General features: G+C 62.1%; 24 protein-coding genes. 14 read left to right on the top strand and 10 right to left on the bottom strand.

What is annotated here, in order from left to right:
- Positions 1 to 2 precede the first annotated feature (2 nt).
- From ACODR6_RS18720 to ACODR6_RS18700, 5 genes are all read left to right on the top strand, one after another.
- A complete protein-coding gene (locus ACODR6_RS18720) occupies positions 3 to 887 on the top strand; it encodes a 2-hydroxy-3-oxopropionate reductase (RefSeq protein ID WP_130281107.1) in 885 nt (294 codons plus the stop codon).
- Positions 888 to 946: 59 nt separating this feature from the next.
- Positions 947 to 2,224, top strand: a complete 1,278-nt coding sequence (locus tag ACODR6_RS18715; RefSeq protein ID WP_489023546.1) for a glycerate kinase type-2 family protein — start codon at positions 947 to 949, stop codon at positions 2,222 to 2,224.
- A gap of 24 nt (positions 2,225 to 2,248) precedes the next feature.
- A complete protein-coding gene (locus ACODR6_RS18710; protein WP_130281111.1) occupies positions 2,249 to 2,851 on the top strand; it encodes a hypothetical protein in 603 nt (200 codons plus the stop codon).
- A 169-nt stretch (positions 2,852 to 3,020) separates the two neighbouring features.
- Positions 3,021 to 4,001: a sugar-binding transcriptional regulator gene (locus ACODR6_RS18705; RefSeq protein WP_489023544.1), complete on the top strand. Its 981-nt coding sequence runs from the start codon at positions 3,021 to 3,023 to the stop codon at positions 3,999 to 4,001.
- A 59-nt stretch (positions 4,002 to 4,060) separates the two neighbouring features.
- Positions 4,061 to 6,115: a bifunctional aldolase/short-chain dehydrogenase gene (locus tag ACODR6_RS18700; RefSeq protein WP_489023542.1), complete on the top strand. Its 2,055-nt coding sequence runs from the start codon at positions 4,061 to 4,063 to the stop codon at positions 6,113 to 6,115.
- A gap of 93 nt (positions 6,116 to 6,208) precedes the next feature.
- Here the strand turns inward: ACODR6_RS18700 and ACODR6_RS18695 are convergent, their stop codons facing one another.
- From ACODR6_RS18695 to ACODR6_RS18685, 3 genes are read right to left on the bottom strand one after another with little or no spacing between them, the layout of a single operon-like run.
- Positions 6,209 to 7,252, bottom strand: a complete 1,044-nt coding sequence (locus ACODR6_RS18695; RefSeq protein WP_112717802.1) for a substrate-binding domain-containing protein — start codon at positions 7,250 to 7,252, stop codon at positions 6,209 to 6,211.
- A 50-nt stretch (positions 7,253 to 7,302) separates the two neighbouring features.
- Positions 7,303 to 8,346 carry an ABC transporter permease gene (locus ACODR6_RS18690; RefSeq protein ID WP_203431150.1) on the bottom strand — a complete coding sequence of 348 codons (1,044 nt, stop codon included), beginning with the start codon at positions 8,344 to 8,346 and terminating at the stop codon, positions 7,303 to 7,305.
- Positions 8,346 to 9,860: a sugar ABC transporter ATP-binding protein gene (locus tag ACODR6_RS18685; RefSeq protein ID WP_203430884.1), complete on the bottom strand. Its 1,515-nt coding sequence runs from the start codon at positions 9,858 to 9,860 to the stop codon at positions 8,346 to 8,348. Before ACODR6_RS18685 ends, ACODR6_RS18690 begins: the two co-directional genes overlap by 1 nt.
- A 145-nt stretch (positions 9,861 to 10,005) precedes the next feature.
- On the opposite strand from ACODR6_RS18685, the gene mtnK reads away from it, so the two are divergent.
- From mtnK to ACODR6_RS18655, 6 genes are all read left to right on the top strand, one after another.
- Positions 10,006 to 11,277, top strand: a complete 1,272-nt coding sequence (gene mtnK, locus ACODR6_RS18680; protein WP_489023539.1) for an S-methyl-5-thioribose kinase — start codon at positions 10,006 to 10,008, stop codon at positions 11,275 to 11,277.
- Positions 11,274 to 12,368 (top strand): S-methyl-5-thioribose-1-phosphate isomerase, encoded by a 1,095-nt coding sequence (gene mtnA, locus ACODR6_RS18675; RefSeq protein WP_203430882.1) that lies wholly within the window; start codon positions 11,274 to 11,276, stop codon positions 12,366 to 12,368. The genes mtnK and mtnA overlap by 4 nt, the downstream gene beginning before the upstream one ends.
- 4 nt (positions 12,369 to 12,372) lie before the next feature.
- The gene (locus ACODR6_RS18670; RefSeq protein ID WP_203430881.1) at positions 12,373 to 13,308 is read left to right on the top strand and encodes a transketolase; all 936 of its coding nucleotides are present in this window, start codon (positions 12,373 to 12,375) and stop codon (positions 13,306 to 13,308) included.
- Between the two features lie 2 nt (positions 13,309 to 13,310).
- Positions 13,311 to 14,312 carry a transketolase family protein gene (locus tag ACODR6_RS18665; RefSeq protein ID WP_489023536.1) on the top strand — a complete coding sequence of 334 codons (1,002 nt, stop codon included), beginning with the start codon at positions 13,311 to 13,313 and terminating at the stop codon, positions 14,310 to 14,312.
- Entirely contained in the window at positions 14,312 to 15,433 is a 1,122-nt protein-coding gene (locus ACODR6_RS18660; RefSeq protein ID WP_489023534.1) for a RuBisCO large subunit C-terminal-like domain-containing protein, read from the top strand. Before ACODR6_RS18665 ends, ACODR6_RS18660 begins: the two co-directional genes overlap by 1 nt.
- A gap of 149 nt (positions 15,434 to 15,582) precedes the next feature.
- Positions 15,583 to 15,717 carry a hypothetical protein gene (locus ACODR6_RS18655; RefSeq protein ID WP_489023532.1) on the top strand — a complete coding sequence of 45 codons (135 nt, stop codon included), beginning with the start codon at positions 15,583 to 15,585 and terminating at the stop codon, positions 15,715 to 15,717.
- A gap of 221 nt (positions 15,718 to 15,938) precedes the next feature.
- Here ACODR6_RS18655 and ACODR6_RS18650 read toward each other — a convergent pair whose 3' ends face one another.
- A complete protein-coding gene (locus ACODR6_RS18650; RefSeq protein ID WP_489023530.1) occupies positions 15,939 to 16,595 on the bottom strand; it encodes a TetR/AcrR family transcriptional regulator in 657 nt (218 codons plus the stop codon).
- A gap of 126 nt (positions 16,596 to 16,721) precedes the next feature.
- On the opposite strand from ACODR6_RS18650, the gene ACODR6_RS18645 reads away from it, so the two are divergent.
- On the top strand, positions 16,722 to 17,942 hold the full coding sequence (locus tag ACODR6_RS18645; protein ID WP_489023528.1) for an HlyD family secretion protein: 1,221 nt from the start codon (positions 16,722 to 16,724) through the stop codon (positions 17,940 to 17,942).
- A gap of 28 nt (positions 17,943 to 17,970) precedes the next feature.
- Complete coding sequence (locus tag ACODR6_RS18640; RefSeq protein WP_489023526.1) at positions 17,971 to 19,569, top strand: DHA2 family efflux MFS transporter permease subunit; 1,599 nt, start codon at positions 17,971 to 17,973, stop codon at positions 19,567 to 19,569.
- Positions 19,570 to 19,696: 127 nt separating this feature from the next.
- Here ACODR6_RS18640 and ACODR6_RS18635 read toward each other — a convergent pair whose 3' ends face one another.
- The 4 genes from ACODR6_RS18635 to ACODR6_RS18620 form a co-directional block, all read right to left on the bottom strand.
- Positions 19,697 to 20,233 carry a cytochrome b gene (locus ACODR6_RS18635; protein ID WP_489023524.1) on the bottom strand — a complete coding sequence of 179 codons (537 nt, stop codon included), beginning with the start codon at positions 20,231 to 20,233 and terminating at the stop codon, positions 19,697 to 19,699.
- Entirely contained in the window at positions 20,230 to 21,273 is a 1,044-nt protein-coding gene (locus ACODR6_RS18630; RefSeq protein ID WP_489023522.1) for a catalase family peroxidase, read from the bottom strand. Before ACODR6_RS18630 ends, ACODR6_RS18635 begins: the two co-directional genes overlap by 4 nt.
- A 139-nt stretch (positions 21,274 to 21,412) precedes the next feature.
- Positions 21,413 to 21,634 carry a hypothetical protein gene (locus tag ACODR6_RS18625; RefSeq protein ID WP_112712510.1) on the bottom strand — a complete coding sequence of 74 codons (222 nt, stop codon included), beginning with the start codon at positions 21,632 to 21,634 and terminating at the stop codon, positions 21,413 to 21,415.
- A gap of 186 nt (positions 21,635 to 21,820) precedes the next feature.
- Entirely contained in the window at positions 21,821 to 22,219 is a 399-nt protein-coding gene (locus ACODR6_RS18620) for a VOC family protein (RefSeq protein ID WP_489023519.1), read from the bottom strand.
- A gap of 96 nt (positions 22,220 to 22,315) precedes the next feature.
- Between ACODR6_RS18620 and ACODR6_RS18615 the strand changes: the two genes are divergently transcribed.
- A complete protein-coding gene (locus ACODR6_RS18615; protein WP_489023517.1) occupies positions 22,316 to 23,017 on the top strand; it encodes a helix-turn-helix transcriptional regulator in 702 nt (233 codons plus the stop codon).
- A 14-nt stretch (positions 23,018 to 23,031) separates the two neighbouring features.
- Here the strand turns inward: ACODR6_RS18615 and ACODR6_RS18610 are convergent, their stop codons facing one another.
- The gene (locus ACODR6_RS18610; RefSeq protein WP_489023515.1) at positions 23,032 to 23,307 is read right to left on the bottom strand and encodes a hypothetical protein; all 276 of its coding nucleotides are present in this window, start codon (positions 23,305 to 23,307) and stop codon (positions 23,032 to 23,034) included.
- A 4-nt stretch (positions 23,308 to 23,311) separates the two neighbouring features.
- A complete protein-coding gene (locus ACODR6_RS18605; RefSeq protein WP_489023513.1) occupies positions 23,312 to 24,106 on the bottom strand; it encodes a DUF899 domain-containing protein in 795 nt (264 codons plus the stop codon).
- Between the last annotated feature and the right edge of the window lie 52 nt (positions 24,107 to 24,158).

Genomic DNA, 24,158 nt, shown 5'->3' with positions numbered 1-24,158 from the left:
CCATGGCAACAATCGGATTTATCGGCCTCGGCATCATGGGTACGCCCATGGCGCGCCACCTGCAGAATGCCGGCCACATCATCGTCACCTCGAAATTCGCCATCCCGCCGCGCCAGGAACTGCTCGACAACGGCCTGCAATTCGTCGAGACGCCGAAGGCGCTCGCTGAAAGCGTCGACACCATCATCCTGATGCTGCCCGATACGCCTGAGGTGAAGGACGTTCTTTTCGGCGAGAACGGCGTTTCCTACGGCCTTTCGGCCGGCAAGCTCGTCATCGACATGAGCTCGATCTCGCCGATCGAAACAAAGGAGTTCGCCCGCAAGGTGCGCGAGACCGGCGCCGAATATATCGATGCGCCCGTCTCGGGCGGCGAGGTCGGCGCGCGAAACGCATCGCTGTCGATCATGGCCGGTGGCTCCCAGGAAAGCTTCGACCGCGTGCTGCCGCTCCTGCAGCTGATGGGCAAGAACATCACGCTCGTTGGCGATTGCGGCGACGGCCAGGTGACCAAGGTCGCCAACCAGATCATCGTCGCGCTGACGATCGAGGCGGTCTCCGAAGCCCTGGTCTTCGCTTCGAAAGCCGGCGCCGATCCGGCCCGCGTGCGCTCGGCGCTGATGGGCGGCTTTGCCTCCTCGCGCATCCTCGAGGTCCACGGCGAACGGATGATCAACCGCACCTTCGAGCCGGGTTTCCGCATCTCGCTGCACCAGAAGGACCTGAACCTCGCGCTGCAGGGCGCCAAGACGCTCGGCATCTCGCTGCCCAATACCGCGGCGACGCAGGAACTCTTCAACCAGTGCGCCGCCAATGGCGACAGTGGCCTCGACCATTCCGGTCTGGTCACCGCGCTGGAGCGGATGGCCAACCACGCCGTCGCATGAGAATGGGGCCGGCCGGACGACAATTCCGGCCAGCCCTCCCAACATCAGGAGAGCCCCACATGCCGCCGATCGCTGATCCCCGCGCTTTTCTGGAAGGCCTCTTCCACGCCGCCGTCGCAGCGGCCGATCCGGACAAGGCGCTGGCCGGTTGCCTGCCTGACAAGCCGAAAGGCCGCACTGTGGTCATCGGCGCCGGCAAGGGCGCGGCACAGATGGCCCGCGCCTTCGAACGGCTGTGGGATGGCCCGCTCTCCGGCGTCGTCGTCACCCGCTACGGCTACGCCGTGGACTGTGAACGCATCGAAATCCTCGAAGCCGCCCATCCAGTACCGGACGAGAACGGCCTTGCCGCTTCCGCCAGGCTGATGGCGGCGGTGAGTGACCTGACCGGGGACGATCTCGTCGTCGCCCTCATCTGCGGCGGCGGCTCCGCACTGCTTCCGGCACCTGCCGGCGACCTGACGCTCGCCGACGAAATCGCCGTCAACAAGGCGCTGCTGGCCTCAGGTGCACCGATCGATGCGATGAACGCCGTCCGCAAGCAGGTCTCGCGCATCAAGGGCGGCAGGCTGGCGGCACTTGCCCATCCGGCCCGCGTCGTCTCTCTCGTCGTTTCCGACATTCCCGGCGACAACCTCGCCCTCGTCGCTTCGGGGCCGACCATCCCGGACACGAGCACCGCCGCCGATGCCTTGCGGCTGATCGATCGCTACGGGCTCGATCTCCCCGAAGCGGTGATGCGCCATATCCGCGAGGGCAAGGACCCGGCGCCAGAGCCGGACAGCGCCTGCTTCGCAGGAAGCGAAGTGCATCTGGTAGCGTCCGCCTGCGTTTCCCTGGAAGCGGCAGCAAAGGCTGCCTGCAACGCCGGTATCGAAGCGGTGATCCTCTCCGATGCGATCGAGGGAGAGGCCTCCGAAATCGGCCGCATGCATGCGGCCATTGCCGCCGAAATCGCCCGCCGCGACCGGCCGTTTTCGAAACCCGTCGTGCTGTTCTCGGGCGGCGAGACGACGGTGACGATCAAGGGGACGGGGAGGGGCGGGCGCAACGGCGAATTCCTGCTCTCCGTCGCTCGCGGCATTGCCGGATTGAACGGCATCGCGGCGCTGGCCGCCGATACCGACGGCATCGACGGCTCGGAAGACAATGCGGGTGCCTTCGCGGATGGAACCACCGTCGACCGTCTTCTCCGCAGCCAGATGGATGCCGCCGATCTCCTGGCCGACAACGACAGCTGGTCCGCTTTCAATGTGCTCGGCGATCTCTTCGTCCCCGGACCAACCGGCACCAACGTCAACGACTTCAGGGCGATCCTGATCCAGCCATCCGAATGATCAATATGCGGGAAGGGGAGTGCCATGACGACCGCTCAAAACTCGGCCCGCCTGATCATCGAAATGCGATCGCTGGCGAAGGACCTCTTCGCCACCGGCATCAACGCATTGAGCCTTGCCGGATCGGGCAACGTCCACTTCCACCCCAGAATGGCGCAGCTCGCCTGCCTCGACGCCGTCCGCAGCGCCGCCTTCCAGTATTTCCAGACCGTGCTGGTAACGCATTCGGCCATAGCTGAAGACGCATCATTTTCGGCATCGAAACTGCTCGAACTTGCCGAAGGTGCAGGCACCATCGACGGAGCCGTGGCGATCGTCAACGGACGCATCCAGAAAGGCCCATGCAACAACCGCCTCGCGCTGAGCTTCGCGCTCGCCGCCGCAAAAGCGCGCCTCCACCGCCCCTGGATTTTTCTCAGCGGCACGACAGGCCACCGCGAACACCGCTATCACTCCGCAGGCGCCCTCGTCGACGCCGGCACATGCCCCTGGATCTGGCCGCTCGGAAAGCAGGCCGATGACCTGCCGGTCGATCTTCTGCCACTGCTCGCCGACGCCGGCGGTCTGTTGATGGCCGATGCAGCGGCGTCCTATGCGATGAATATCGATTTGATTCTGTTGGCTTGATGATTGGCCGACCGATCGGCCTCGCGACGCCGATCGGTGCTGCATGAATTTCCGCCATAAAAATGCGATGATAGAGGGCGCTCTTGCATCAACCGCAAGGGTTTCACTCCAGCGTTGACTTTTGTCAGCGCTGATGACTAATGTCAGATGTCGTTTCCTGAGATGAAAAATGCCAGTTCGATCTACCGATCCAATAATCCATAAGGCCGCTTGGCTCTACTATACGCATGGCCTGCGTCAGGACGAGGTTGCCCAGCGCCTGGAAATCTCCCGCGCATCGATCGCTACGTACCTGAGGCGAGCGCGCGAGATGGGGATCGTCACGATCACCACCTCCTCCGAACTCTTTACAGACGACGTGCTTGCGCGGGAACTTGAAGATGCGGTCGGCCTGAATACGGTCTGGATCGTGCCGGAGGACCGGCAGGCCATGAATGCGGAGGCCGAGATGCCGGTCGTCGCGGCATCCGTATTTCTCGAACTGATCAACAAGGGTGACCGCATCGGCGTTGCCTGGGGCCGCACCGTCTATCATATCGCGGACGTCATGCCCTTTGCCGATCTGCGCGGCGTGACCGTCGTTCAGCTCTGCGGCAATCTCGGTGCGCCCTATTCCTATCGGCCCGACCAGTGCACGACGGAAATCGCCCGCAGACTCAATGCCGAAGGGATTAATCTCTATGCACCGCTCGTGCTTTCCTCGGAACGGCTTGCTGAGGAGCTTCGCGCTGAGCCGGTCATTCGTGAGCAGCTCGCGACGATTTCCGATTGCGATCTGGCGCTCTATTCGGTGGGTGGCATCGAGAAGGACAGCCATCTCGTCAAATGCGGCGCGCTTTCGGCTGGGGAGATGGATGAGATGGGCGCAAAGGGGGCGGCCGGGGTCATTGCCGGGCAGCTCATCGATCGGGATGGCCGCTGGATGGATTGCTCCCATAACCGGCGCTGCATGTCCGCCGATCTGACATCCATCCGCTCGATCAAGAAGCGCATGCTCGTCGTTCAGGAAGACAACAAGTTTGAATCGCTGGTCGCGGCCCTGAAGGGCGGCTTCGCCTCGCACCTCATCGTCACGACATCGATGGCGCGTCGCGTGCTGGAGCATTGGAGCCACGAGGGGCTTGGCAAGGGTGGTTCGGGCACGCCTTGACGCCCACAGGTTCGGGTCCGCCGATGCCGGCTGGGCCGGTTTATCGGGAGGATGACATAATGGAAAATCTCTGGCGCGACGATGACGCCGAAAAGGTCGTTGCAGACTATGCGGCCAAGGGCGTGAACCGCGATCTGGCGCTGCGCACCTATACGACACGTCTGCTCGGCGGTGAGCCGCGGCTGGTTCTGCATGGCGGTGGAAACACCTCCGTGAAAACGGAAATGACCGATCTCGTCGGCGACACCCATGCCGTGCTCTGCGTCAAGGGCAGCGGCTGGGACATGGGTACGATCGAGCCGGCTGGCCTGCCGGCCGTCAAGATCGGCGCGCTGCTGAAGAGCCGCAAGCTCGCCAGTCTCGGCGACGAGGACATGGTGACGCTGCTACGCGCCAATCTCATCGATCCCGGTGCGCCCAACCCGTCGGTGGAAGCGCTGCTTCATGCCTTCCTGCCGCACAAGTTCGTCGACCACACCCATTCGACTGCCATCCTCGCTATTGCCGACCAGGCAAGGAGCCGGGAGATGAGCGCTGAGCTCTTCGGCAAGAAGATGGGCTTCGTCCCCTATATCATGCCCGGTTTCGCGCTCGCCAAGGCGGCCGTCGAAGTGTTCGAGCGGGACCCGACGGTCGAAGGCCTGATCCTCGACAAGCACGGCATCTTCACCTTCGGCGAGACCGCGAAGGAAGCCTATGACCGGATGATCCATTACGTCACGGTCGGCGAGGATTACGTGAAGGACAACGGCCGCAATGTCTTCACGCCGGCCGCCCTGCCGTCTTCTCTCGCAAGCCCTGACGACATCGCCCCCATGCTGCGCGGCGCCGTTGCCGTCGACAAGGGCGAGGGGCGCTATGATCGCATGGTGAGCGTCTTCCGCACATCGCCGGCCATTCTCGCTTTCGTCAACGCCGCTGAACTATCCGATATGGCGGCGCGCGGTGTCTCGACCCCCGATCTTTCGATCCGCATCAAGACCGGCCCGATGGTACTGCCGGCGCCTGCCAGGGACGACCTCGCAAGCTATCGCGATGTCATCGACACCCACGTCGCCGCTTTTGCCACCGGCTATACGGAATATTTCCGCAGCAACGATGCACGCGACGACGTCAAGCGCATCATGCTCGACCCGATGCCACGTCTGACGCTGGTGCCAGGCCTAGGCATGTTCGGTCATGGGCGGACCTTCAAGGACGCGACGATCGCTGTTGATGTCGGCGAGATGTGGATCGAGGCTGCGCGCGATGCCGAATCCGTGGGACGCTTCGAACCGGTAAGCCGCCCGGATCTCTTCGATCTCGAATACTGGTCGCTCGAGCAGGCCAAGCTTGCCGGCGCCAAGCCGAAGCCGTTCACGGGACAGGTCGCCATCGTCACCGGCGGGGCGGGGGCTATCGGTGCGGCTGTCGTCAAGGCGTTCGCGGCTGAGGGCGCCCATGTCGTGGCGCTTGATCTCGATGGCGAAAAGGCCGCGGCGGTCGCCAAAGCCGCCGGCAATAATTCGATCGGCATCGCCTGCGATATCACCGATTCCAGTTCCGTGCGGGCAGCCTTCGACAAGGCCGTCGCCACCTTCGGCGGCGTCGATATCGTCGTCTCCAACGCCGGTGCCGCCTGGGAAAGCCCGATTGCCACGATGGACGACGCCGTCCTGCGCAAGAGCTTCGAATTGAACTTCTTCGCCCACCAGACCGTGGCACAGAATGCGGTGCGGATCATGAAGGAGCAGGGAACAGGCGGCGTGCTGTTGTTCAATGCCTCCAAACAGGCGGTCAACCCCGGTGCCAAGTTCGGCGCGTACGGGCTGCCGAAGGCAGCGACGCTGTTCCTCTCCCGGCAATATGCACTGGAGCATGGCGTCGACAACATCCGCGTCAACGCCGTCAATGCCGATCGTATCCGCTCCGGCCTGCTCAACGATGAGATGATCGCCAACCGGGCTGCAGCACGCGGCGTCTCCGTCAAGGACTACATGGGTGGCAACCTGCTCGGCCTCGAAGTGACGGCAGAAGACGTCGCCCGTGCTTTTGTCCATCAGGCACTCGCCGAGCGCACGACCGCCGATGTGACCACTGTCGACGGCGGTAATATCGCTGCGGCGATGCGCTGATCTTTCATATCACCCGCGGCCCCGCTTTCTCTGCGGGGCAAGAAAAAGGGGCGGCTCAGTGAGCCGCCCCTTTCCATTCTACCCTTCAGAAAGTCAGGGCTTCGGCATCCAGGCCGGCATGGCGACATCGGCATGGGCGAACTGGGGCAGTTTAGTGCCGAGCTCTTCCATGTTCTTGATGTCCTGGTCGTTGAGATCCTTCTGGGTGATCAGCGTCGGCGGGACGATGACCTGCTTGCCCGGATCTTCGCCGGCCAGCAGCATGGCGAGCGAGCGCACCGAGACCTGGCCGACCACGGCCGGGTTGGTCGCCGCTGTCGCCGCCCAGGCGGAGCCCGGCTCGCGCATGGCGGCGATGTCGGAGGTTGAGATATCGGCCGAATAGATCTTCACGTTGGAAGAGAGGCCGGCTTCATCGACGGCGATCTTCACGCCCTTGGCGAATTCGTCGTAAGGGGCGAACATCACGGTGATGTCAGGATTGGCAGAAATTACCGAGCGTGCCTGATTGGCGACCGAGTTTGCAATCGGGTTGTCCATCGTGCCGAACTGGGCAGCTTCGTTGATGCCCGAATACTTGCCCTTGAATTCCTTCCAGGTCTCGTCGCGGCGGTCGAGCGGCGCGATGCCGGCGACATAGACGTAACCCGCCTTGAAGCTCTCGCCGTTATCCTTGATCGCCTGCTCAAGCGCGAGGCGGGCGAGGTCACGGTCGGACTGTTCGACCTGCGGGATCTTCGGGTTCTCGACGTTGACGTCAAAGGCGACGACCTTGATGCCGGCGTCGACGGCACGCTGGGCGGCTTCCTTCATGGATTCCGTCAGGCCGTGCTGAATGATGATGCCCTGCACGCCGAGTGCAATCGCCTGGTCGACCATATCGGCCTGGAGGGCAGCATCCTGGCGGCTGTCGAAGACCTGAAGCTGGACGCCGAGCGCCTTGGCCTGCGCTTCGACGCCGGCGAGATAGGACTGGAAGAAGTCGCCGGTCGAGAGATAGCGCACGAGCGCGATCTTCACGTCGCCCGGCTTGTCGAACGGCTTCGGCATGTCAGCTGCAAAGGACGGCGCGGCAAACGAGGCCGCGGCCATCAGCCCGAGCGTCAGCTTGCCCAGGGTTCTGCGTGTAAAATTCATGTCAGTCTCCTCCACTGGTGAACTTTGGTTATCCGCTGAGGCCTCCCGCCTCAGCGTTTGCCTCTTTTCGAGAGCGCAAAGGTGAAAATCAGGGCGATGACGAGGACGGCGCCCTTGACGAAGTCCTGGGTGTAATAGGGGGCATTCATCATCGTCAGGCCCTGCAGCAGGATGCCGACGAAGAGCGCGCCGACGGCAGTGCCGAAGGCATTCGGTTTGGCCGCGCCAAGCACGGCAAAGCCGATCAGGGCTGCGGCGACCGCGTCCAGGAGCAGATTGTTGCCCGAGGCGATGTCGCCGCGGCCGAGGCGGGCTGCAAGCAGGATGCCGCCGATGGAAGCGAAGACGCCGGAGATGATGTAGGCCCAAATCTTGTAGGCATTGACCGGCGCACCGGCGAGGCTTGCGGCGCGCTCGTTGGAACCGACCGCGTACATCATGCGGCCGAAGCGCGTGTATTGAAGAAAGAACCAGATCACGATCGCGAGTACGATCAGCACCACCACGGAGACCGGCACGAGATTGGGCAGGATCAGATCGAAACGGTGGCGGCCGAGCGCCAGGAAGCCGGGGCTGAAAGCGCCGGTCGCCGTCGAGCCGTCCGGCAGCGTCATGCCTGTCGCGATCGAGCGTCCCTCGGTCGGGATTCGCTGGAGGCCGAGCAGCAGGAACATCATGCCGAGCGTCGCGAGAAGATCGGGAACGCGCATGTAGACGATGATGATACCATTGATCAGGCCGACGAGAACGCCGACGGCGAGGCACGCGAGTGTCGCGGTCACCGCATCGCCGCCCATGACGACCATCACGTAGGACGACGCCATCATTGCTGTAGTGGCGACCGAGCCGATCGAGAGGTCGAAGCCGCCGACGACAAGCGTCGCGGTAACGCCCAGCGCCAGGATGCCCGTGATCGACACGGATTGCAGAATGAAGACCGCGCTTTGCGGTGAGGCGAAACCGCCGGTGACCAGCGAGAAATAGAGCACCATGCCGGCGAGCAGCACGAGGAAGCCGTATTTGATTGCGGCCTCACGGATGTTCAGGGCTGGCGGAGCAACGGCGCCGGTGGATTTGCTCTCTTCACTCATCATCATGCGCTGACCTGTTGATAGAATTGCCCGGCGAACTCGGAGAGCAGCCGATCGACATCGATGTCGGCATTGCGATGCTCGCCGACGATGGTTTGTTCCGACATCACGAAAATGCGGTCGGCGACTTCGAAGGCTTCGTCGAGTTCTGTCAGAAAAAGAATGGTGGCCCGTCCGGCTGCCGACGCCCTGAGTTTCTCGCCGATATCGCGGCGAGCTGCGATATCGACCCCCTGGAAAGGCTCGTCGAGAATGAGCAGGCGGGAGGCCTCGGAGAGCCAGCGCCCGACCATCACCTTCTGCTGGTTTCCGCCCGACAGGGTGTGCATCTCGTCACGTTCGCTGCGGCAGACGACACCGAGCGACGAAATCTGCTGGCGTGCCTTCGCCCTTTCCGCCCGCCGGCTGGCGATGCCGAGGAACGAGAGGCGGCGCAGGAAGGGCAGGCTGATATTTTCGTAGATGTTGAAATCCGGCACGATGCCGCTCATCGCGCGGTCCTTGGCGACAAGGAAGACGCCCCGGGCGATCGCCTGTCCCGTCGTCTTCGGCGCATAGCGCACCCCGTCCAGCGTCATTTCACCGGCTGACGGCGCACGCTCGCCAAACAGCGTTTCGGCGAGCGCCGTCTTGCCGACGCCGACAAGGCCGGTGACCGCAACGATCTCGCCATCACCCAGATCGAAGTCGAACGGCCGCGTCTGGTCGGAAAGCTTGAGGCCGCGAGCGCTGAACACCGGCGCGCCGGCATCGCGCACGGCGACGGCGCCGGCGGAAACCTTGCGGCCAAGCATGGCGTTGACCGCGCTTTCATAATCAAGCTCCGGCCCCTCGAAGCGGCCGGTGATGCGGCCATCGCGCAGCGTCACGATGCTGTCTGCTAGGCGGCGGATATCCGACATGCGATGCGAGATGTAGAGAATAGCGACGCCGCGCGCCTTCAGGCGATCGACGAGATCAAACAGCCGGTTCGCCTCAGCGCTGGAGAGTGACGACGTCGGCTCGTCAAGGATCAGCACTTTTGGCTCGTGCGCCATGGCGCGCGCGATTGCCACCATCTGCCGGTCGGCAAGCGTCAGGTCGTTGATATTGGCGCCCAGATCGATCGCGAGCCCCATGCGGGACGCGACCACGGCAGCCTCGCGCCGCACCCTGCGCGGATTGAAGAACAGCCGCGCCCCGCGTCCGTTCAGCCGGTCGAGCGTGAGGTTGGTCGCCACATCGAGATCGGCAACGACGCCGTCATTGATGTTCTGGTGAACGGTGACGACGCCAGCGCGGATCGCTTCAGCCGGCGTCGCCGGATCGAAAGCGGTCGCAGCCAGCGTGATCGTGCCCGCGTCTCGCATGTAGACCCCGGAAAGGATGCGGACGAGCGTGGATTTGCCGGCGCCGTTGGCGCCCATCAATACCGTCACCGCGCCTGCCTTGAGGTCGAAGTCCACACCCTGCAGGACCGGTACCGGACCGAAGGATTTGCGCACGCCCTCAATGCGAAACAATGCCTGTTCGCCCATTTTCTCCTCCCATTGATCCCAAGTTAGGACAGCATCTCGTCAAATGTCAAGGCGGTTGACATTTGACAGAATGATGCCTTAGCTGTGGGCAAAGAGGACATGGCGGCAGGCAGAGGAGGCGGCCCCATGTTGAGGAGGAGAACATATGGATAGCCACGTCTTTGAGGCGTTGAGTATAGAGTCATTGCCGGTACGGCTCGGCGGCAACGCTGCGATCACGCAAAGAATCGGGGACGATTGCGGCCGTTGGCAGGTCCATGAGGTCGGTGACGGCAACCTCAACCTGGTGTTCATCGTCACCGGCGCGAGAGGCACGGTAATCGTCAAGCAGGCGTTGCCCTATGTGCGCCTGGTCGGCGAGAGCTGGCCGCTGCCGCTCAAGCGCTCGTTCTTCGAATATCATGCGCTGAAACGCCAGGGCGCGCGTGATCCCGGCATGGTGCCGGAAGTCCTTCTCTTCGACGAGGCGCAGGCCATCATCGTCATGGAGTTCCTGACGCCCCACGTCATCCTGCGCCGCGCGCTGATCGATGGGCGCGAGCTGCCGAAGATCGGCCGCGATCTCGGGCTGTTCGTCGCCCGCACGCTTTTCCGCGGCTCGGATCTCCATATGCCGACGCGCGACAAGAAGGCTGACGTCGCGCTGTTCAGTGACAATGTCGAGCTTTGCGACATCACGGAGAACCTCGTGTTCTCGGACCCTTACTTCGAGGCGGCGCTCAATCGTCACACGACGCCACAGCTCGATCCCCTTGTTGCCGAGCTTCGCGCCGACCGCGACCTGAAGGTGGAGGCGCAACGCCTGAAGCACATCTTCTCGGCCAAGGCGGAAACGCTCTGCCACGGCGACCTGCATACCGGTTCCGTCATGGTGACCGATGACGAAACACGCGTCATCGATCCGGAATTCGCTTTCTACGGACCGATCAGCTTCGATGTCGGCATGCTGATCGCCAATTTCTGGATGAGCTATTTTTCACAGTCCGGTCATGAGGCCGCGCCGGGCGCGCGTGACGGTATGCGCGCTTACCTGCTCGATACGATCGACACGCTCTGGGAAACATTCCGCGCCGAGTTTTCGAACCTGTGGCGCACCGAGCGCAAGGGTATCCTCTATCAGGCGAGCCTCTTCGAGAGTCGCAACGATGCGCTCGCTTCCGAGCAGGCGTTGAACCTCGTCATCAACGAAATATGGGGTGAGATGCTGGGCTTTGCCGGCATCGAAATCCACCGCCGCATCCTCGGCCTTGCCCACAACGCAGATTTTGAAACCATCGCCGACCCCGACCGCCGCGCGCATTGCGAAAGCAAGGCGCTGACGTTCGGGCGCCACATCGCCGTCAACCGGCAACGTATCCACAGTCTCCGCGACATTCGCGAGACGGTGGAGCGGCTAGAAAAGGAGACTATCGCGTGAAAGTCGGAGAACGCCATTACCACACTATATGGCTCAACGACGACGGCCGCGCCGTCGATATCATCGACCAGCGCTGGCTGCCGCACGAGTTTCGGGTCGTTACGCTGAAGACCGTCGCCGAGGTCGCGGTCGCCATACGCGACATGTGGGTTCGCGGCGCGCCGTTGATCGGCGTGACGGCCGCCTACGGCGTTGCGATCGCCATGGCGGTTGACCCCTCGGACAAGCATCTCGACGCTGTCTGGGAAGAGCTCAACGAAACGCGCCCGACCGCCATAAATCTGCGCTGGGCGCTGAATGCGATGCGCGATCACCTGCGGCCCTTGCCGGAAAGCGAACGGGCCGAGGCCGCCTACAAGCGCGCTGCCGAAATTGCGGAAGAGGATGTTCAGCTCAATCGCGCGATCGGCGCCAATGGCCTGGATATCATTCGGAAGATCGCAGCAGGCAAGAAGCCCGGCGAACCGGTGCGCGTCCTCACCCACTGTAATGCTGGCTGGCTTGCGACCGTCGACTACGGTACAGCGACCGCGCCGATCTATATGGCCGTTGAGGAAGGCATTCCGGTTCACGTCTATGTCGACGAAACCCGGCCGCGGAACCAGGGCGCCTATCTCACGGCCTGGGAAATGAATGGCCATGGCGTGCCGCATACGCTGATCGTCGACAATGCCGGCGGCCATCTGATGCAGCACGGCGATGTCGACATGGTCATCGTCGGCACCGACCGCACGACGGCGAACGGAGATGTCTGCAACAAGGTCGGAACCTACCTCAAGGCGCTTGCGGCGCGCGACAACGGCGTGCCCTTCTATGTCGCCCTGCCGTCGCCGACGATCGATTGGACGGTGCATGACGGCATCAAGGAAATCCCGATCGAGGAGCGCTCTGCCGACGAAGTCAGCTTCGTTCAGGGAAAGGCGGCGGACGGCTCGATCGCGAGCGTGCGCATTTCACCTGAAGGAAGCCCCGCCGCCAATCCGGCCTTCGACGTTACGCCTGCTCGTCTGATCACCGGCCTGATAACCGAGCGCGGCATCGCAACGCCTTCGCCGGAAGGTCTGAAAGAACTTTTCCCCGAACGGAACTGAGACGATGACCCTATCCAACCACAAATCCACGGAAGACATCGCGCTCGGAATCCGGCGCCGGGTATTCTTCCATACGATGGCAAACAATGGCGGCTATCTGAGTCAGGCCTGCTCTGCCGCGGAAAGCCTTGCGCTGCTCTATAACGAATTTCTGACGCTCGGCGCGCCCACGCTTCCCAAGGTGCCACTGCCATTCGCAGGCGTACCATCGGCGCATAATCCCGACGCGTTCACCGGTGCTGGCTACCACGGCCCGTTCGCGCCCGAGTTCGATCGGCTTTTCATTTCGCCCGCGCATTATGCGCTGGTCATCTACTCGGCCCTGATCGAGACAGGCCGCATGGACGAGCATGCGCTCGACCATTTCAACAAGGACGGCGGGTCGGTGGAGATGATCGGCGCCGAACATAGCCCCGGGATGGAAGTAACGACCGGCTCGCTGGCACAGGGGCTTTCCATGGCCTCGGGTGTCGCTTGGGCGCGGTCGAAAAAGGGCGAACCCGGTAAGGTCTGGGTCTATATGTCGGACGGGGAATTCCAGGAGGGACAGACCTGGGAGTGCCTCGCCGCCATGTCTTATCACCAGATCGACAATATCCGGGTGATCGTCGACGTGAACCGGCAGCAATGCGACGGTGCGATGTCCTCCGTGCTCGATCTCGGCGATCTCGCCACGCGAGTGGGCTCCTTCGGCGTCACATGCCGTTCGGTCGATGGCCACGACCTCAATGCGCTTCGGGAAGCGGCGGCCAGTGCCGAAACCGGGAAGCCGCTGGTGATCCTCGCCAACACGTCACCCTATCAGGGCATGAACTTCCTGAAGAAGCGCTTCCCGCGCCTGCATTACGTGCGGTTCAAGAGTGCGGACGAGCGGTTGGAAATGCAGACAGCCCTTGCCGCCGAACTCGGCATCGACATGAACGCAGCAGAGAGGGCCTGACCATGGTCGAGATTGTCAATCGTCCTTATGCCAAGGCGTTCGAGGCCTTCGCCGTCACGCGACCCGAGGTGCTATGCCTTTCGGCGGACCTGACCTCTTCCTGTGAGGTCGATGGTTTCAGAGACCGGCACCCCGAGCAGTTTCTCTCGCTTGGCATGGCCGAACAGAACATGTTGTCGTTCGCCGCCGGCCTCGCCATGCAGGGCCATCGCCCGTTTCTTCATACGTTTTCGGTGTTTCTCTATCGCCGTCCCTACGACCAGCTGATCAATTCCATCGCCTATTCCAATCGCAAGGTGCGCCTCATGGGCTTCCTTCCGGGGATCACGACGCCCGGCGGCATCACCCATCAGGCGATCGAAGACATTTCGGTGATGCGCGCAGTGCCGAACATGACCGTGCTGGAAACTGGCGACGCGACCGAAGTCGAAACCGTGCTCGACGTCGCTGACGCCATCGATGGCCCGGTCTATGTGCGCGTGCTGCGCGGGGAAGTGCCGAGGCTCTTCTCCACGCCGTTCGAATTCAACAAGCTGCGCACGCTTTCCGAGGGAGATGACATTCTCGTGGTGAGCTCCGGTGTCTGCACCGAAGAAGCACTCCGCGCGATTGGACCGCTGACCGATCGCAAGATCGGCGTTCATCATCTGCATGTCTCGACATTGAAACCTTTCGACAGGGCAGGGCTGCTCAAGGCTGCGCGCGGCAAGAAGGGCATCGTCACGCTGGAAAATCACCTGGTGACAGGCGGCCTCGGCTCACTGGTGGCCGAGATCCTCGCCGAGGAAGGACTTGGCATCCGGCTGAGACGGCTTGGTCTGAACGACACCTTTGCGCATGGTGCCTCCAAGCCGTATCTCATGAAGAAATATGGTCTCGACGCCGGCGCCCTCGTCTCCGCCATAGAGGAGCTTCTCGGCAAGACGCTCGATATCGGCGAGGAAGAGTTGATGGAGGTGCGCATCGATCACGTTCATTCGGCGCAGAAGGCCGAGGCGCTTTGATGGCTGAGCGCTTTACCGTCACCTATTTCATCCGTGGGGCAGACGCTGCGGAGGCGAAAGCCCGGGCGCTCGACATCGCGCTTGAGCAAACGGTCGAGATCCCACGCGCTGCTGTCCCGAAGGGCTATGTCGAGGATGTGATCCTCGGCCGCCTGGAGGGCATCGAACAGGTGAGAGACGGTCGGTCGGGCTTTCTGGCGACCATCTCCTATTCCGAGGATGATGTCGGCGGCGATTTCCTGCAGTTCCTCAACATCGTCTTCGGTAACAGCTCCATCAAGCCGGGTCTCAAGGTGGAGGATATCGGTCTCTCATCCGGCATTCTCGATCTCTGCAAGGGGCCGCGCCATGGCGTTGCCGGTTTACGGGTGCGCGCCGGAATAGGCGAGGCGCCTCTGCTCATGTCGGCGATCAAGCCGGTCGGTTTGTCGACAAAGGAGCTCGCCAGTCTGGCCCATGACTTCGCGATTGGCGGTGTGCATTTCGTCAAGGACGATCACGGTCTTGTCGACCAACGGACCTCTCCATTCAGTGAACGCCTGAGGGCCTGTGTCGCGGCTGTCGGCGAGGCGAACGCCAAAACCGGCGGCAGGACGAGCTTCGTGCCGAATATCACGGGACCCGCGACGGCAATCGTCGAGCGAGCCAAAGAGGCGCAGGAAGCGGGGGCGGGCGGCGTCATGATCGCACCCGCTCTCGCCGGCTACGATATCATCCGCACGCTCGCGGACGATCAGGATTTCAAGCTGCCTATCGTCTCTCATCCGGCCTTCTCGGGGGCCAACGTCGTGTCACCCGATTGCGGCTTCACGCATCGTACGTTCTTCGGAACCCTGCACAGGCTGATGGGGGTAGATGCCGTCATCTATCCGAATTTCGGTGGCCGTTTCGGCTTCAGCCGTGAGGAGTGCCTGTCGATCTCGGCTGCCTGCTCGGCAGAAATGGGTGGCCTGAAAGCCATCGCGCCCGCTCCGGGCGGCGGCATGACGCTCGACCGTGTCGCCGAAATGCGCGCTGCCTATGGCAACGACATCATGTATCTTGTCGGCGGTGCGCTGCTTATGGATCCGGACGGTGTCGTTGCTGCGTGCCAACGCCTCGTCAGCAAGATTTATGACTGAATTTGGATCCGTGCGCCTTGATGCAAGCCTGGAGCCCTAGTAGAGCATCCGCAGTTTCACGAACGACCTGGTAGACGGCGTCAGGCTGAGACGGCTGGGCGTGGCTCGTTTGCCGATGGCGGGAACGAGGCTGGCGGAGAAGTCGGTTGATGAGGCCATTGAATGCAGGCTTGAAATCTCAAGCAATGATTGAATTGCGTTTTCCTCGCGGGCTTAGCGGCCTGATGCGCAACCTGTTGATCGATCTGGTTGAGAATGAGGAATCGCGCCAGCGTGAGATTTAGGCCGAGGCGCTTGTGCTTGTTCGGCAGACCCGCAATTCGCCGCATGCAATAAGGGTCGAGAAAGCTTCGATTGATCAAGGGCTTGCCCAGTTGGGGTCACGCTGTTGATTCCTACAAGACGGAAATCTCCCTGTGATCGACGAATACTCCTCGGAAGCACGAAGGCAGCGCTGGAGAGATGCTTGGCGTTCGAATGTCGCGGGATCGGTATCACAATGGCGTCATTGAGCGGCCGTGGCCGCCCCATGCAGAAAGAGACGCGCGCAGACCTTCGCCCGTTCGGCGATTTCCCTTGAGTTCGGTGGATCTCCCTGGCGAAGCATGGCCGTGCGCTGCGGTTCCATGATCATCATCCCGCGTAGCATGCCGGACGCCACGTGGGGGTCTTCAAGCTTCATGCGTCCGTTGCGGCATTGCGCCAGCAGCCATTCTTCCATGATCGCGTTCGTCCTTTGGATAGCTGTCTTGTAAAAGGTCGTCGCCAGTTGCGGGAACCGGTCACTCTCTCCGATGACGAGGCGCGTAATCGCAATGGTGTCTGCGGACATGGTCAGGGTGCCGTAGGCGGTGAGCAGACGCACCAGGCCGTCCTCAAGGCTCATCGTTGCCAAGGCCGCCATATCGAGCTCCAGGAAAAATTTGCTCATCCTGTCCTCGGCGATGCTCGAGAAGAGATCGTCCTTTGCCGGGAACAGGCGATAGATGGTCTTGGTCGAGACACCGGCGGCATCGGCGATCGCCGTCATGCTGACGGAGGCAAAGGTGTTCTCAAGGAACTGACGCGTTCCAACCTCCAAAATCACGGCACGGGTCTCGTCGTCGCACCGCAATTGCGGCCTGCCGCGGGAGCGTGTCTCTTTCGTTTTATTTTGGACCATTGGAATTTTCCAAATTTATGTTGACAGCCAATTTATCAGGCATATTTTGGAAAACGTCAAGTTTCCATATGCCCCCAGATGCCGCCGCGGCACCCGTCAGGTCAGCCCGGCGCAGGAGAAACGATCATGGCTTCCAACCTTCATACCCTCAACCCCGGCAAATCTTCCGGCACTGCGCCGCTGGCCCCTGTCGACGCGGAAGAGCCTACAATCCTCGAAATTGGTCAACCCGACCTGGCAAAAGACAGGCATGAGCCGGCATCCGAGACCGATCGCGACACAACGGGGAGCCCACCCGTCAAACGCCGCCTGTTGAAACGTATGCTCATCAGCGCCACAGCGCTTATCGCGGTCGCGGGCTCCATCTACGAAGGCCGTGAATACTGGACCACAGGCCGGTTTCAGGTCTCGACCGACGACGCCTATGTGAAGGCCGACAACAGCGCCATCGCCCCCAAGATCTCCGGATACATCAGGGAGGTTCTGGTCGCCGATAACCAGGCGGTAAAGGCCGGACAGGCTCTTGCCCGGGTTGATGACCGCGATTTCGCCACGGCGCTCGATCAGGCGAAAGCCGACGTCGCGGCAGCGAAGGCGACCATCGATGGCAAGCGGGCGGCTCTCGATGCGCAACAGGCGGTGATCGACGCGGCACGTGCCACGATCGATGTCGACAAAGCCAACGCCACTTACGCGGAACAGAATGACAAACGCTATGCCAGCCTCGCCACGAACGGCTACGCTGCCGTGCAGACGGCGCAGCTCGCCGCGTCCCAGATCACGGCGACCCGGGCAACGATCGTGCGAGACACCGCCGTTTTGGCGGGCGCCGAAAAGCAGATCGACCTTCTCAAGGCTGAACTGGCACAGGCAGAGGCCACCCTTGCTCACGACATTGCCGTCCAGTCTCAGGCCGAGCTTAACCTCGGCTATGCGACGATCACCGCACCGATCGACGGTGTCGTGGGCAATCGCACATTGCGGGTCGGCCAATACGTACAGGCGGGCACCCAGCTGATGACCGTCGTGCCGACGCAGGCAGCCTATGTGATCGCCAACTACAAGGAAACGCAGTTGACCGATGTGCATCCGGGACAGCAAGTCGATATCGAAGTCGATATGTTCCCGGGCAAGGTCTTTTCTGGCCGCGTCGACAGTCTGTCGCCCGCCAGCGGCCAGGAATTCGCGCTGCTGCCGCCCGACAATGCGACCGGCAATTTCACCAAGGTTGTTCAACGCATTCCTGTGAAGATCACTCTTGATCCCGCCACTGCGACCTCCGGCTATCTGCGGCCGGGCATGTCCGTGCAGCCGAGCATCAACACGAAGGCTGCCAGCGCACAGTAATTGACCACAGGTCCAGGAGGACCACGTCATGTCTTCTCTTACCGCAAATGCCGCGGCCGCCATTCCGGCGCCCGCATCGCTTCAACGCGCCAGTGCGCGCGAATGGATCGCAGTTCTGGCCGGAATGATCGGCGCGTTCATGGCGATCCTGAATATCCAGATCACCAACGCATCCCTTCTCAATATTGAAGGCGGGATCGGAACGGGCGTCGACAACGGCGCCTGGATTTCGACCTCCTACCTGATCGGCGAGATCGTCGTCATTCCCCTGACCGCCTATTTCAGCCAGGTCTTCTCCTTCAGGAACTACATCCTCGCGAACGCCATCCTCTTTCCGCTTTTCTCGATCGGTTGCGCCTTCACCCACGACCTCGGCTCGATGATCGCCATGCGAGGCCTTCAGGGATTTGCCGGCGGGATCCTCATCCCGATGGCATTCACGATGGTGCTTACCAAGTTGCCGAAGCCTCAGCAGCCGATCGGTCTTGCAATCTTTGCTCTCTCCGTGACTTTTGCCCCCGCGATCGGCCCGACGATCGGTGGCTACCTGACCGAAAACTACGGCTGGCAGACCATCTTCTTCATAAACGCCGGTCCAAGCGCGATCATGGTAATCGCGTTGGCGGCCACGCTCGAAAAGCAGCCGATGCAGCTTGGCCTGCTGAGGGAAGGGGACTGGGCCGGCATCATCACGATGGCCATCGGCCTGGCAGCCTTTCAGACGGTGCTGGAAGAGGGCAACAAGGATGACTGGTTTGCCTCGCCGTTCATCGTGCGGCTGAGCGTGATCGCTGCCGTCTTCCTCACGGCCTTCATCGTCATCGAGCTGAAGGTCGACAAGCCTCTGGTCAAGCTCAGTCTGTTCAAGCAGCGCAACTTCTCGATCGGCGTGCTCGCCAACGTGCTGGTCGGCTTCGCCCTTTTCGGATCGGTTTACATCCTCCCGCAATATCTGGGTCAGGTGCAGCACTACAATGCGGAGCAGATCGGCAATGTCCTGGCCTGGACTGGTCTGCCGCAGCTCATCCTCATTCCGCTTATCCCAATGTTGATGAAACGCTTCGACGTCCGCTATATCGGCTTTCTCGGCATCGCCATCTTCTCCGCCAGCTGCTTCATGAATATCACGCTGTCGCTCGATAACGCCGGCGATCAGTTCTGGATCCCGAACATCGTGCGCGCGATCGGCCAGGCGATGGTCATCACGCCGATCACGGCGATCACCACGGGCCTGATCGCTCCGAAGGACGCCGCCGCAGCTTCGGGTCTCACCAACATGCTGCGTAACCTCGGCGGTGCCGTCGGTACCGCTTCGCTATCCACCGTGCTGACGAAGCGCGAGCAGTTCCACTCGAATATCCTTGGACAGTCCGTCACCCTTGCCCGGGACGAGGTGCGCACGCGCATCGCCCAGATGGCCAGCTATTTTCAGGCGCACGGCGTCAGCGATCCGAACCTTGCGACCCAGAAGGCGATCGGAACGATTGGCAGCGTCGTCAAGCGACAGGCCCTGATCATGGGTTTCAGTGACACCTTTGCCGTTATCGGCGTCCTGCTTGCGATTGCGGCTGTCGCCGTTCTCTTCGCCCAGAAACCCAAAGCCGGGGCAGGCGCAGGCGCGCACTGATGATATAGCGCGGTGGCCGGGCCCGAGTTTGGCCACTACGCATCCATCCACGATCTCAGAGCCGAGCTTTCGACACACAAGAGCTTCGCGCCAAGATGTCGTCGTCAATGTCAGCTGCGCCGGAACGTTACTTGCCCGGCAACATCGCCTGCAGAACCCCATCGCGGCGAACCAGCCCATGAAACAGCGCCGCCGCTAGATGCATCACCACCAGCCCAAAGAACGCGAAGGCGAGATAGAAATGCGCGCTCCAGAGGAGAGCGTGCAGGCTCGCGCTCTGAGGCAGGATCGGCGGAAGGTGGATTCCGCCATAAAGCACGATCGGATAGGCCGCCGCGGACATCATCGCCCAGCCGATGAGCGGCATACCGACCATCAGCGCGTAGAGCGCGACATGCGATAGATGCGCGGCGAGCTTCATCGGCTCTGGAAGATCTGGCGGCAGCGCCGGTGCGCCCGAGACGAAGCGAACCACGAGACGAACCAGGGCAAGTGCCAGAATGGCGATACCCAAAGTCTTGTGGGTCACCAGCAAGGGCACGTACTGCCCGCCGATGGTCGAGACCATCCCGACGCCGATGAACAGCATGGCGATAATCCCGATCGCCATCAGCCAGTGCAACAGACGCTGGGCGGCGGAGAAGCGTGTTTTCATCTCTGTCATGGCTTTGCGCTCGCTGCTGTTCGAGGATAGTGGCTCGCCTCGCTGGTTCTGAGATCGTAGGACTTGGCATAGGCCGCCGAGCGGGCTGCCGGGAACGGATCGTCGGATACCGCGATGCCATCAGGCAGGATCGTCGGGTCGAAATTGATATCCCGGCAGGGACCGTCGGCCTCCGGCTCGATCTTCTCCACCACAAGCGTTCCGGCCTCGACCGTGCGGCGCTCGGCCGGCCAGGCCTTTGTCGGATCCGATGTCGGATCGGAGGGATCGGCGACTGTCAGCACCAGCGTCCAGCGCTGCGGCGTCTTGGAGACGCGTTCCGTTATGTCCTCTTCGAGATGATTGGGACCGAGTTTCGCGAAATCCTCGGCTGAGATCGCCACGGGCTGCGCTTCCGGGGGGAGCGACCATCGCACCGCATTCCTGCTGCCGGCGGCGTCGGTGAAGATGAAGGCATTGAGACTGTTGAAGGTCACTTCGGCATAGCTCGCCGTCCAGGGTGCCTTGGTCGCCCATTCGCCGAATGCCGCGAATTCCGGATGTGCGCTGACGAAGCCCTTCATCGCGTCGGGATTCTTGCTCTTCGAAGCTTCGAGCAATTCGTAAAACCCTTGCGGCGTCGAGACCGCGAAGACGGGCGGATCGATCAGCGCCATCCGCCAGACGCCGCCGGGCGCTGCGATCTGCACGCCGATCCCGCGCACCCTGACCGTCGGATCGGCGGCATCAGGATCGGGCGTCGCCAGATTGAAGCGCCCGAGAACCGGATATTGCCCCGCGATGAACAACGGCGCCTTCGAAAGCGCCACAGCGTTTCCATTGGCTTCGAAGCTGCCCGTAAAGCACACGCCCTTCGCATGATTGCGCCGATGTCCAAGGGCGGCTCCGCCAGGAGGCGCGAGAGCGCTGACAAGTTCGGTGGAGGTCAGGCTGCCAGGCTTGAGCCATCCGGCCGTATAGGCGAAAGCGCCGACGCTGAAGCCGACCACGGCGGCAATCAGCACGAGGGATCCGAGGGCGGAACGCTGCGAGCCCGGCATACAAGGCACTCCGTCGTTATCAGTTTCTCTGCGATGCTAGGAAATCAATGGCAGTGCGGCGGCAAGCGATGCGGCGGATTGCTTTATCCGCTCTCTGGTCACGGAAGATGGCATTGTTGCCGGACGTGGTCAAACCCGGTCACGGCAAAGGCTTGATCAAGCGAAGCCTGTTGCCGGGCGCGATCTCAATGATGCGATCCTGCGCCAAAGCGTTGAGCACGGTGGTGATCTCATCCTGTGTGTATCCTGATGCGGTCAAGGGCGTGCTGAACTCAACAAGGTTGATGGTCATCTCGGGCTTGGCTTTCATCGCACGAAGCCGCTGCGCAATCGCAGCTTCGGTGTCCTCAAATCTGCCCATCTGATCTTCCCGTCGCAAAATTCGAATGTGGCTTGCCGGATGCCGAACATCGCCTGTTGCGGCCCGCGAACCTGTCGATGTCGCTAGTCGATCCAGGGCGAGACGTCGAGTGCACAGGGCGTTTCTATGCACAAGCGATGCTCTCTGCGTCTGATGTTCACATGGTTTCTTGGCTGGGCCAAGACCTCACCGGCCACCAAACCGTGCTTTCGCGGCCTCCGTCGCAGGCATGAAGAGCGACACGAGCGTGCCTTCGGGGTCGCGAAGCTGGAAGGTGCGGTTGCCCCAGGGTAGCAGTTTTGGCTCGTGGACCACGTCGGCCTTGTCCTTCAGGCGGGAGAATTCGGCGTCGATATCCTCGACCATGAATTCAAGTATGGCCGAGCGGTTGGTGCCCGGTTCGGCGGTTCCCTCTTTGAAGAGCGCAACGGTTTCGGCTGCGCCGATCGCCAGTGTCGCGCCGGGCGTGACGATTTCGGCGAAGACCGGCGCCAGCCAGTCGGCGGGCGTTTCCGTCACCAGCTCGTAGAATGCGACAGTGGCCTTGATGTCGCGGACGATCAAGCGGGTGGATGCAAGTTTCATGATGTCGTCTCCGTCCAAAATGCTTGGCCGCTTGTGCGGTATCCGGGCCTTGTAAACGGAGGCTCCTGACAGCATGATGGCAGCAGGAGTGACCCCATGCGCCGAGCCGACCGTCTTTTCCAGATCATCCAGATCCTTCGCCGGTCTTCCCGTCCGGTGACGGCAGCGATGCTCGCCGGCGAGCTGGAGATCTCGATCCGCACGGTCTATCGGGATATGGCCGATCTGGTCGGCCAGCGCGTGCCGATCGCCGGCGAAGCAGGCTTGGGCTATATTCTCGATTCAGACTACGACATGCCGCCGCTGATGCTGACGCCTGATGAGATCGAGGCCGCCGTGCTCGGCGCCCAATGGGTTTCCCAGCATTCCGACCCATCGCTTGCCGGTGCGGCCCGCGATCTGATTGCCAAGATCGCCGTCGCCATACCGGAGAGGCTGCGGCCCTATATTGCCGAACCGAGCATTGGCACCAAGCCGGTCGCGGGCGATCCCAAGGAGACCATCGATGCATTGCAGCTTCGCAACGCCATCCGAACCGGTATGAAGATCAGGCTCCGCTATCGCAGCGAACATGGCGAGGAGACCGAGCGGATCGTTTGGCCGATCATTCTCGGCTATGCAGAGGCCTATCGCATGCTGATCGCATGGTGCGAGACGCGGAGCGATTTCCGCCATTTTCGCACCGACAGGATGATCGCTGCCGAGGTGCTTGACGAGCGTATCGGCCTGCGGAAAGGCGAGCTGCGCCGCCGCTGGGAGAGCTGGCGAAATGTCCAGGAGCCCGCAGCTTCAAGGTAACACCGGATCAGGTGTCATCGAGTGACCGACTGGCTCCGCCCGCCCAGCAGATCCAGCCACGGGCCGAGATGGACAATCGCCATCAGCAGATACATCACCGGCATCCCGCTCAGCATCGAGCCGCCGTCGCCGGCGCAGATCATCATCGCCGATTGATCGCCAGCATTCAGGAAAGCCATGATGCCGAAGGCAGGCGCGGCGGCCAGGTGCAGAAGGCGACTGATCACAGTGGCCCTGTAATGGCCGGCGAAAACGCCGGCCATGCCGTTGGGGGTGGAGCGTCCACGCATGGCGCTAGACCCCGTAGCGATCGTGATGGCGCCACCAGACCCCTTCCTCGTTGCGCCCGAGCGGTGCGCGGTCCAGCCACTGGTACATGCCCCAGAGACCATCGAGCCCGCGGGCGTAGGAGGAGTAGGTGTGGTAGATCTCGCCATCCCGCATCGCAAAGGCGCTGACGCCCGGGCGGTCGCGCGTGTAGGTCGCCACATCGGTGCCGGTCATCGAGGCGATCTGCGCGACAGGCCCCTCGCTGCCCTTCAGCTCCCATTGCTGCACCGTCTTGCCGGCGAGCGGCTCGGGCATCGGCGGCTCACGGCGATAGTTGTACTCGATGCCGCCATTGACCTGCTCTTCGGGCGTGAACCAGACATTGAAGTCGTGGTTGAAATCGCTCTCCGCCGAGGACGCCCAGTCGAAGCTCCATCCCATGCGCTTCTTGAACTGCTGCAGCTTGGCGAGCGGCCCGCGCGACACCGCCCAGAAGGCGACGTCGTGGTTTTCCAGATGGACGAAAATGCCGTTGAACCCGTCTGCGATCGACGAGCAGGAGGGGCAGCCCGCCGCATAATCCGTGCCGAACATGAAATGATAGACCAGGAGCTGAGAGCGCCCGCGAAAGAGCGCCGAGAGCGGCACCGTGCCTTGATCCGTCTGCAGCTGGTAGTGTTTGCTGATCTTTACCCAGGGAAGCTGGCGGCGGTGCTCGGCGATTTCATCGCTGCGCCGCGTCAGCTCCTTTTCTTCTTCCAGAAGGGCAAGCCGGGCCGAAAGCCAGTCTTCACGCGTACCTGTCATCGGGGTTGTCATCATCCATCTCCTCATCGACATTCAACAGGCGCTTCACGTTGCCGGCCTGTTG

This window comes from Rhizobium sp. FG96, assembly GCF_057808655.1.
Note: the sequence above shows the minus strand (reverse complement) of the source record. Positions and strands in the feature narration are given on the sequence as shown.

Coding starts and splice junctions, on each gene's coding strand:
- ACODR6_RS18720 (WP_130281107.1), top strand. CDS start 3: ATGGCAACAATCGGATTTATCGGCCTCGGCATCATGGGTACGCCCATG.
- ACODR6_RS18715 (WP_489023546.1), top strand. CDS start 947: ATGCCGCCGATCGCTGATCCCCGCGCTTTTCTGGAAGGCCTCTTCCAC.
- ACODR6_RS18710 (WP_130281111.1), top strand. CDS start 2,249: ATGACGACCGCTCAAAACTCGGCCCGCCTGATCATCGAAATGCGATCG.
- ACODR6_RS18705 (WP_489023544.1), top strand. CDS start 3,021: ATGCCAGTTCGATCTACCGATCCAATAATCCATAAGGCCGCTTGGCTC.
- ACODR6_RS18700 (WP_489023542.1), top strand. CDS start 4,061: ATGGAAAATCTCTGGCGCGACGATGACGCCGAAAAGGTCGTTGCAGAC.
- ACODR6_RS18695 (WP_112717802.1), bottom strand. CDS start 7,252: ATGAATTTTACACGCAGAACCCTGGGCAAGCTGACGCTCGGGCTGATG.
- ACODR6_RS18690 (WP_203431150.1), bottom strand. CDS start 8,346: ATGATGAGTGAAGAGAGCAAATCCACCGGCGCCGTTGCTCCGCCAGCC.
- ACODR6_RS18685 (WP_203430884.1), bottom strand. CDS start 9,860: ATGGGCGAACAGGCATTGTTTCGCATTGAGGGCGTGCGCAAATCCTTC.
- mtnK (WP_489023539.1), top strand. CDS start 10,006: ATGGATAGCCACGTCTTTGAGGCGTTGAGTATAGAGTCATTGCCGGTA.
- ACODR6_RS18670 (WP_203430881.1), top strand. CDS start 12,373: ATGACCCTATCCAACCACAAATCCACGGAAGACATCGCGCTCGGAATC.
- ACODR6_RS18665 (WP_489023536.1), top strand. CDS start 13,311: ATGGTCGAGATTGTCAATCGTCCTTATGCCAAGGCGTTCGAGGCCTTC.
- ACODR6_RS18660 (WP_489023534.1), top strand. CDS start 14,312: ATGGCTGAGCGCTTTACCGTCACCTATTTCATCCGTGGGGCAGACGCT.
- ACODR6_RS18655 (WP_489023532.1), top strand. CDS start 15,583: ATGAGGCCATTGAATGCAGGCTTGAAATCTCAAGCAATGATTGAATTG.
- ACODR6_RS18650 (WP_489023530.1), bottom strand. CDS start 16,595: ATGGTCCAAAATAAAACGAAAGAGACACGCTCCCGCGGCAGGCCGCAA.
- ACODR6_RS18645 (WP_489023528.1), top strand. CDS start 16,722: ATGGCTTCCAACCTTCATACCCTCAACCCCGGCAAATCTTCCGGCACT.
- ACODR6_RS18640 (WP_489023526.1), top strand. CDS start 17,971: ATGTCTTCTCTTACCGCAAATGCCGCGGCCGCCATTCCGGCGCCCGCA.
- ACODR6_RS18635 (WP_489023524.1), bottom strand. CDS start 20,233: ATGACAGAGATGAAAACACGCTTCTCCGCCGCCCAGCGTCTGTTGCAC.
- ACODR6_RS18630 (WP_489023522.1), bottom strand. CDS start 21,273: ATGCCGGGCTCGCAGCGTTCCGCCCTCGGATCCCTCGTGCTGATTGCC.
- ACODR6_RS18625 (WP_112712510.1), bottom strand. CDS start 21,634: ATGGGCAGATTTGAGGACACCGAAGCTGCGATTGCGCAGCGGCTTCGT.
- ACODR6_RS18620 (WP_489023519.1), bottom strand. CDS start 22,219: ATGAAACTTGCATCCACCCGCTTGATCGTCCGCGACATCAAGGCCACT.
- ACODR6_RS18615 (WP_489023517.1), top strand. CDS start 22,316: ATGCGCCGAGCCGACCGTCTTTTCCAGATCATCCAGATCCTTCGCCGG.
- ACODR6_RS18610 (WP_489023515.1), bottom strand. CDS start 23,307: ATGCGTGGACGCTCCACCCCCAACGGCATGGCCGGCGTTTTCGCCGGC.
- ACODR6_RS18605 (WP_489023513.1), bottom strand. CDS start 24,106: ATGACAACCCCGATGACAGGTACGCGTGAAGACTGGCTTTCGGCCCGG.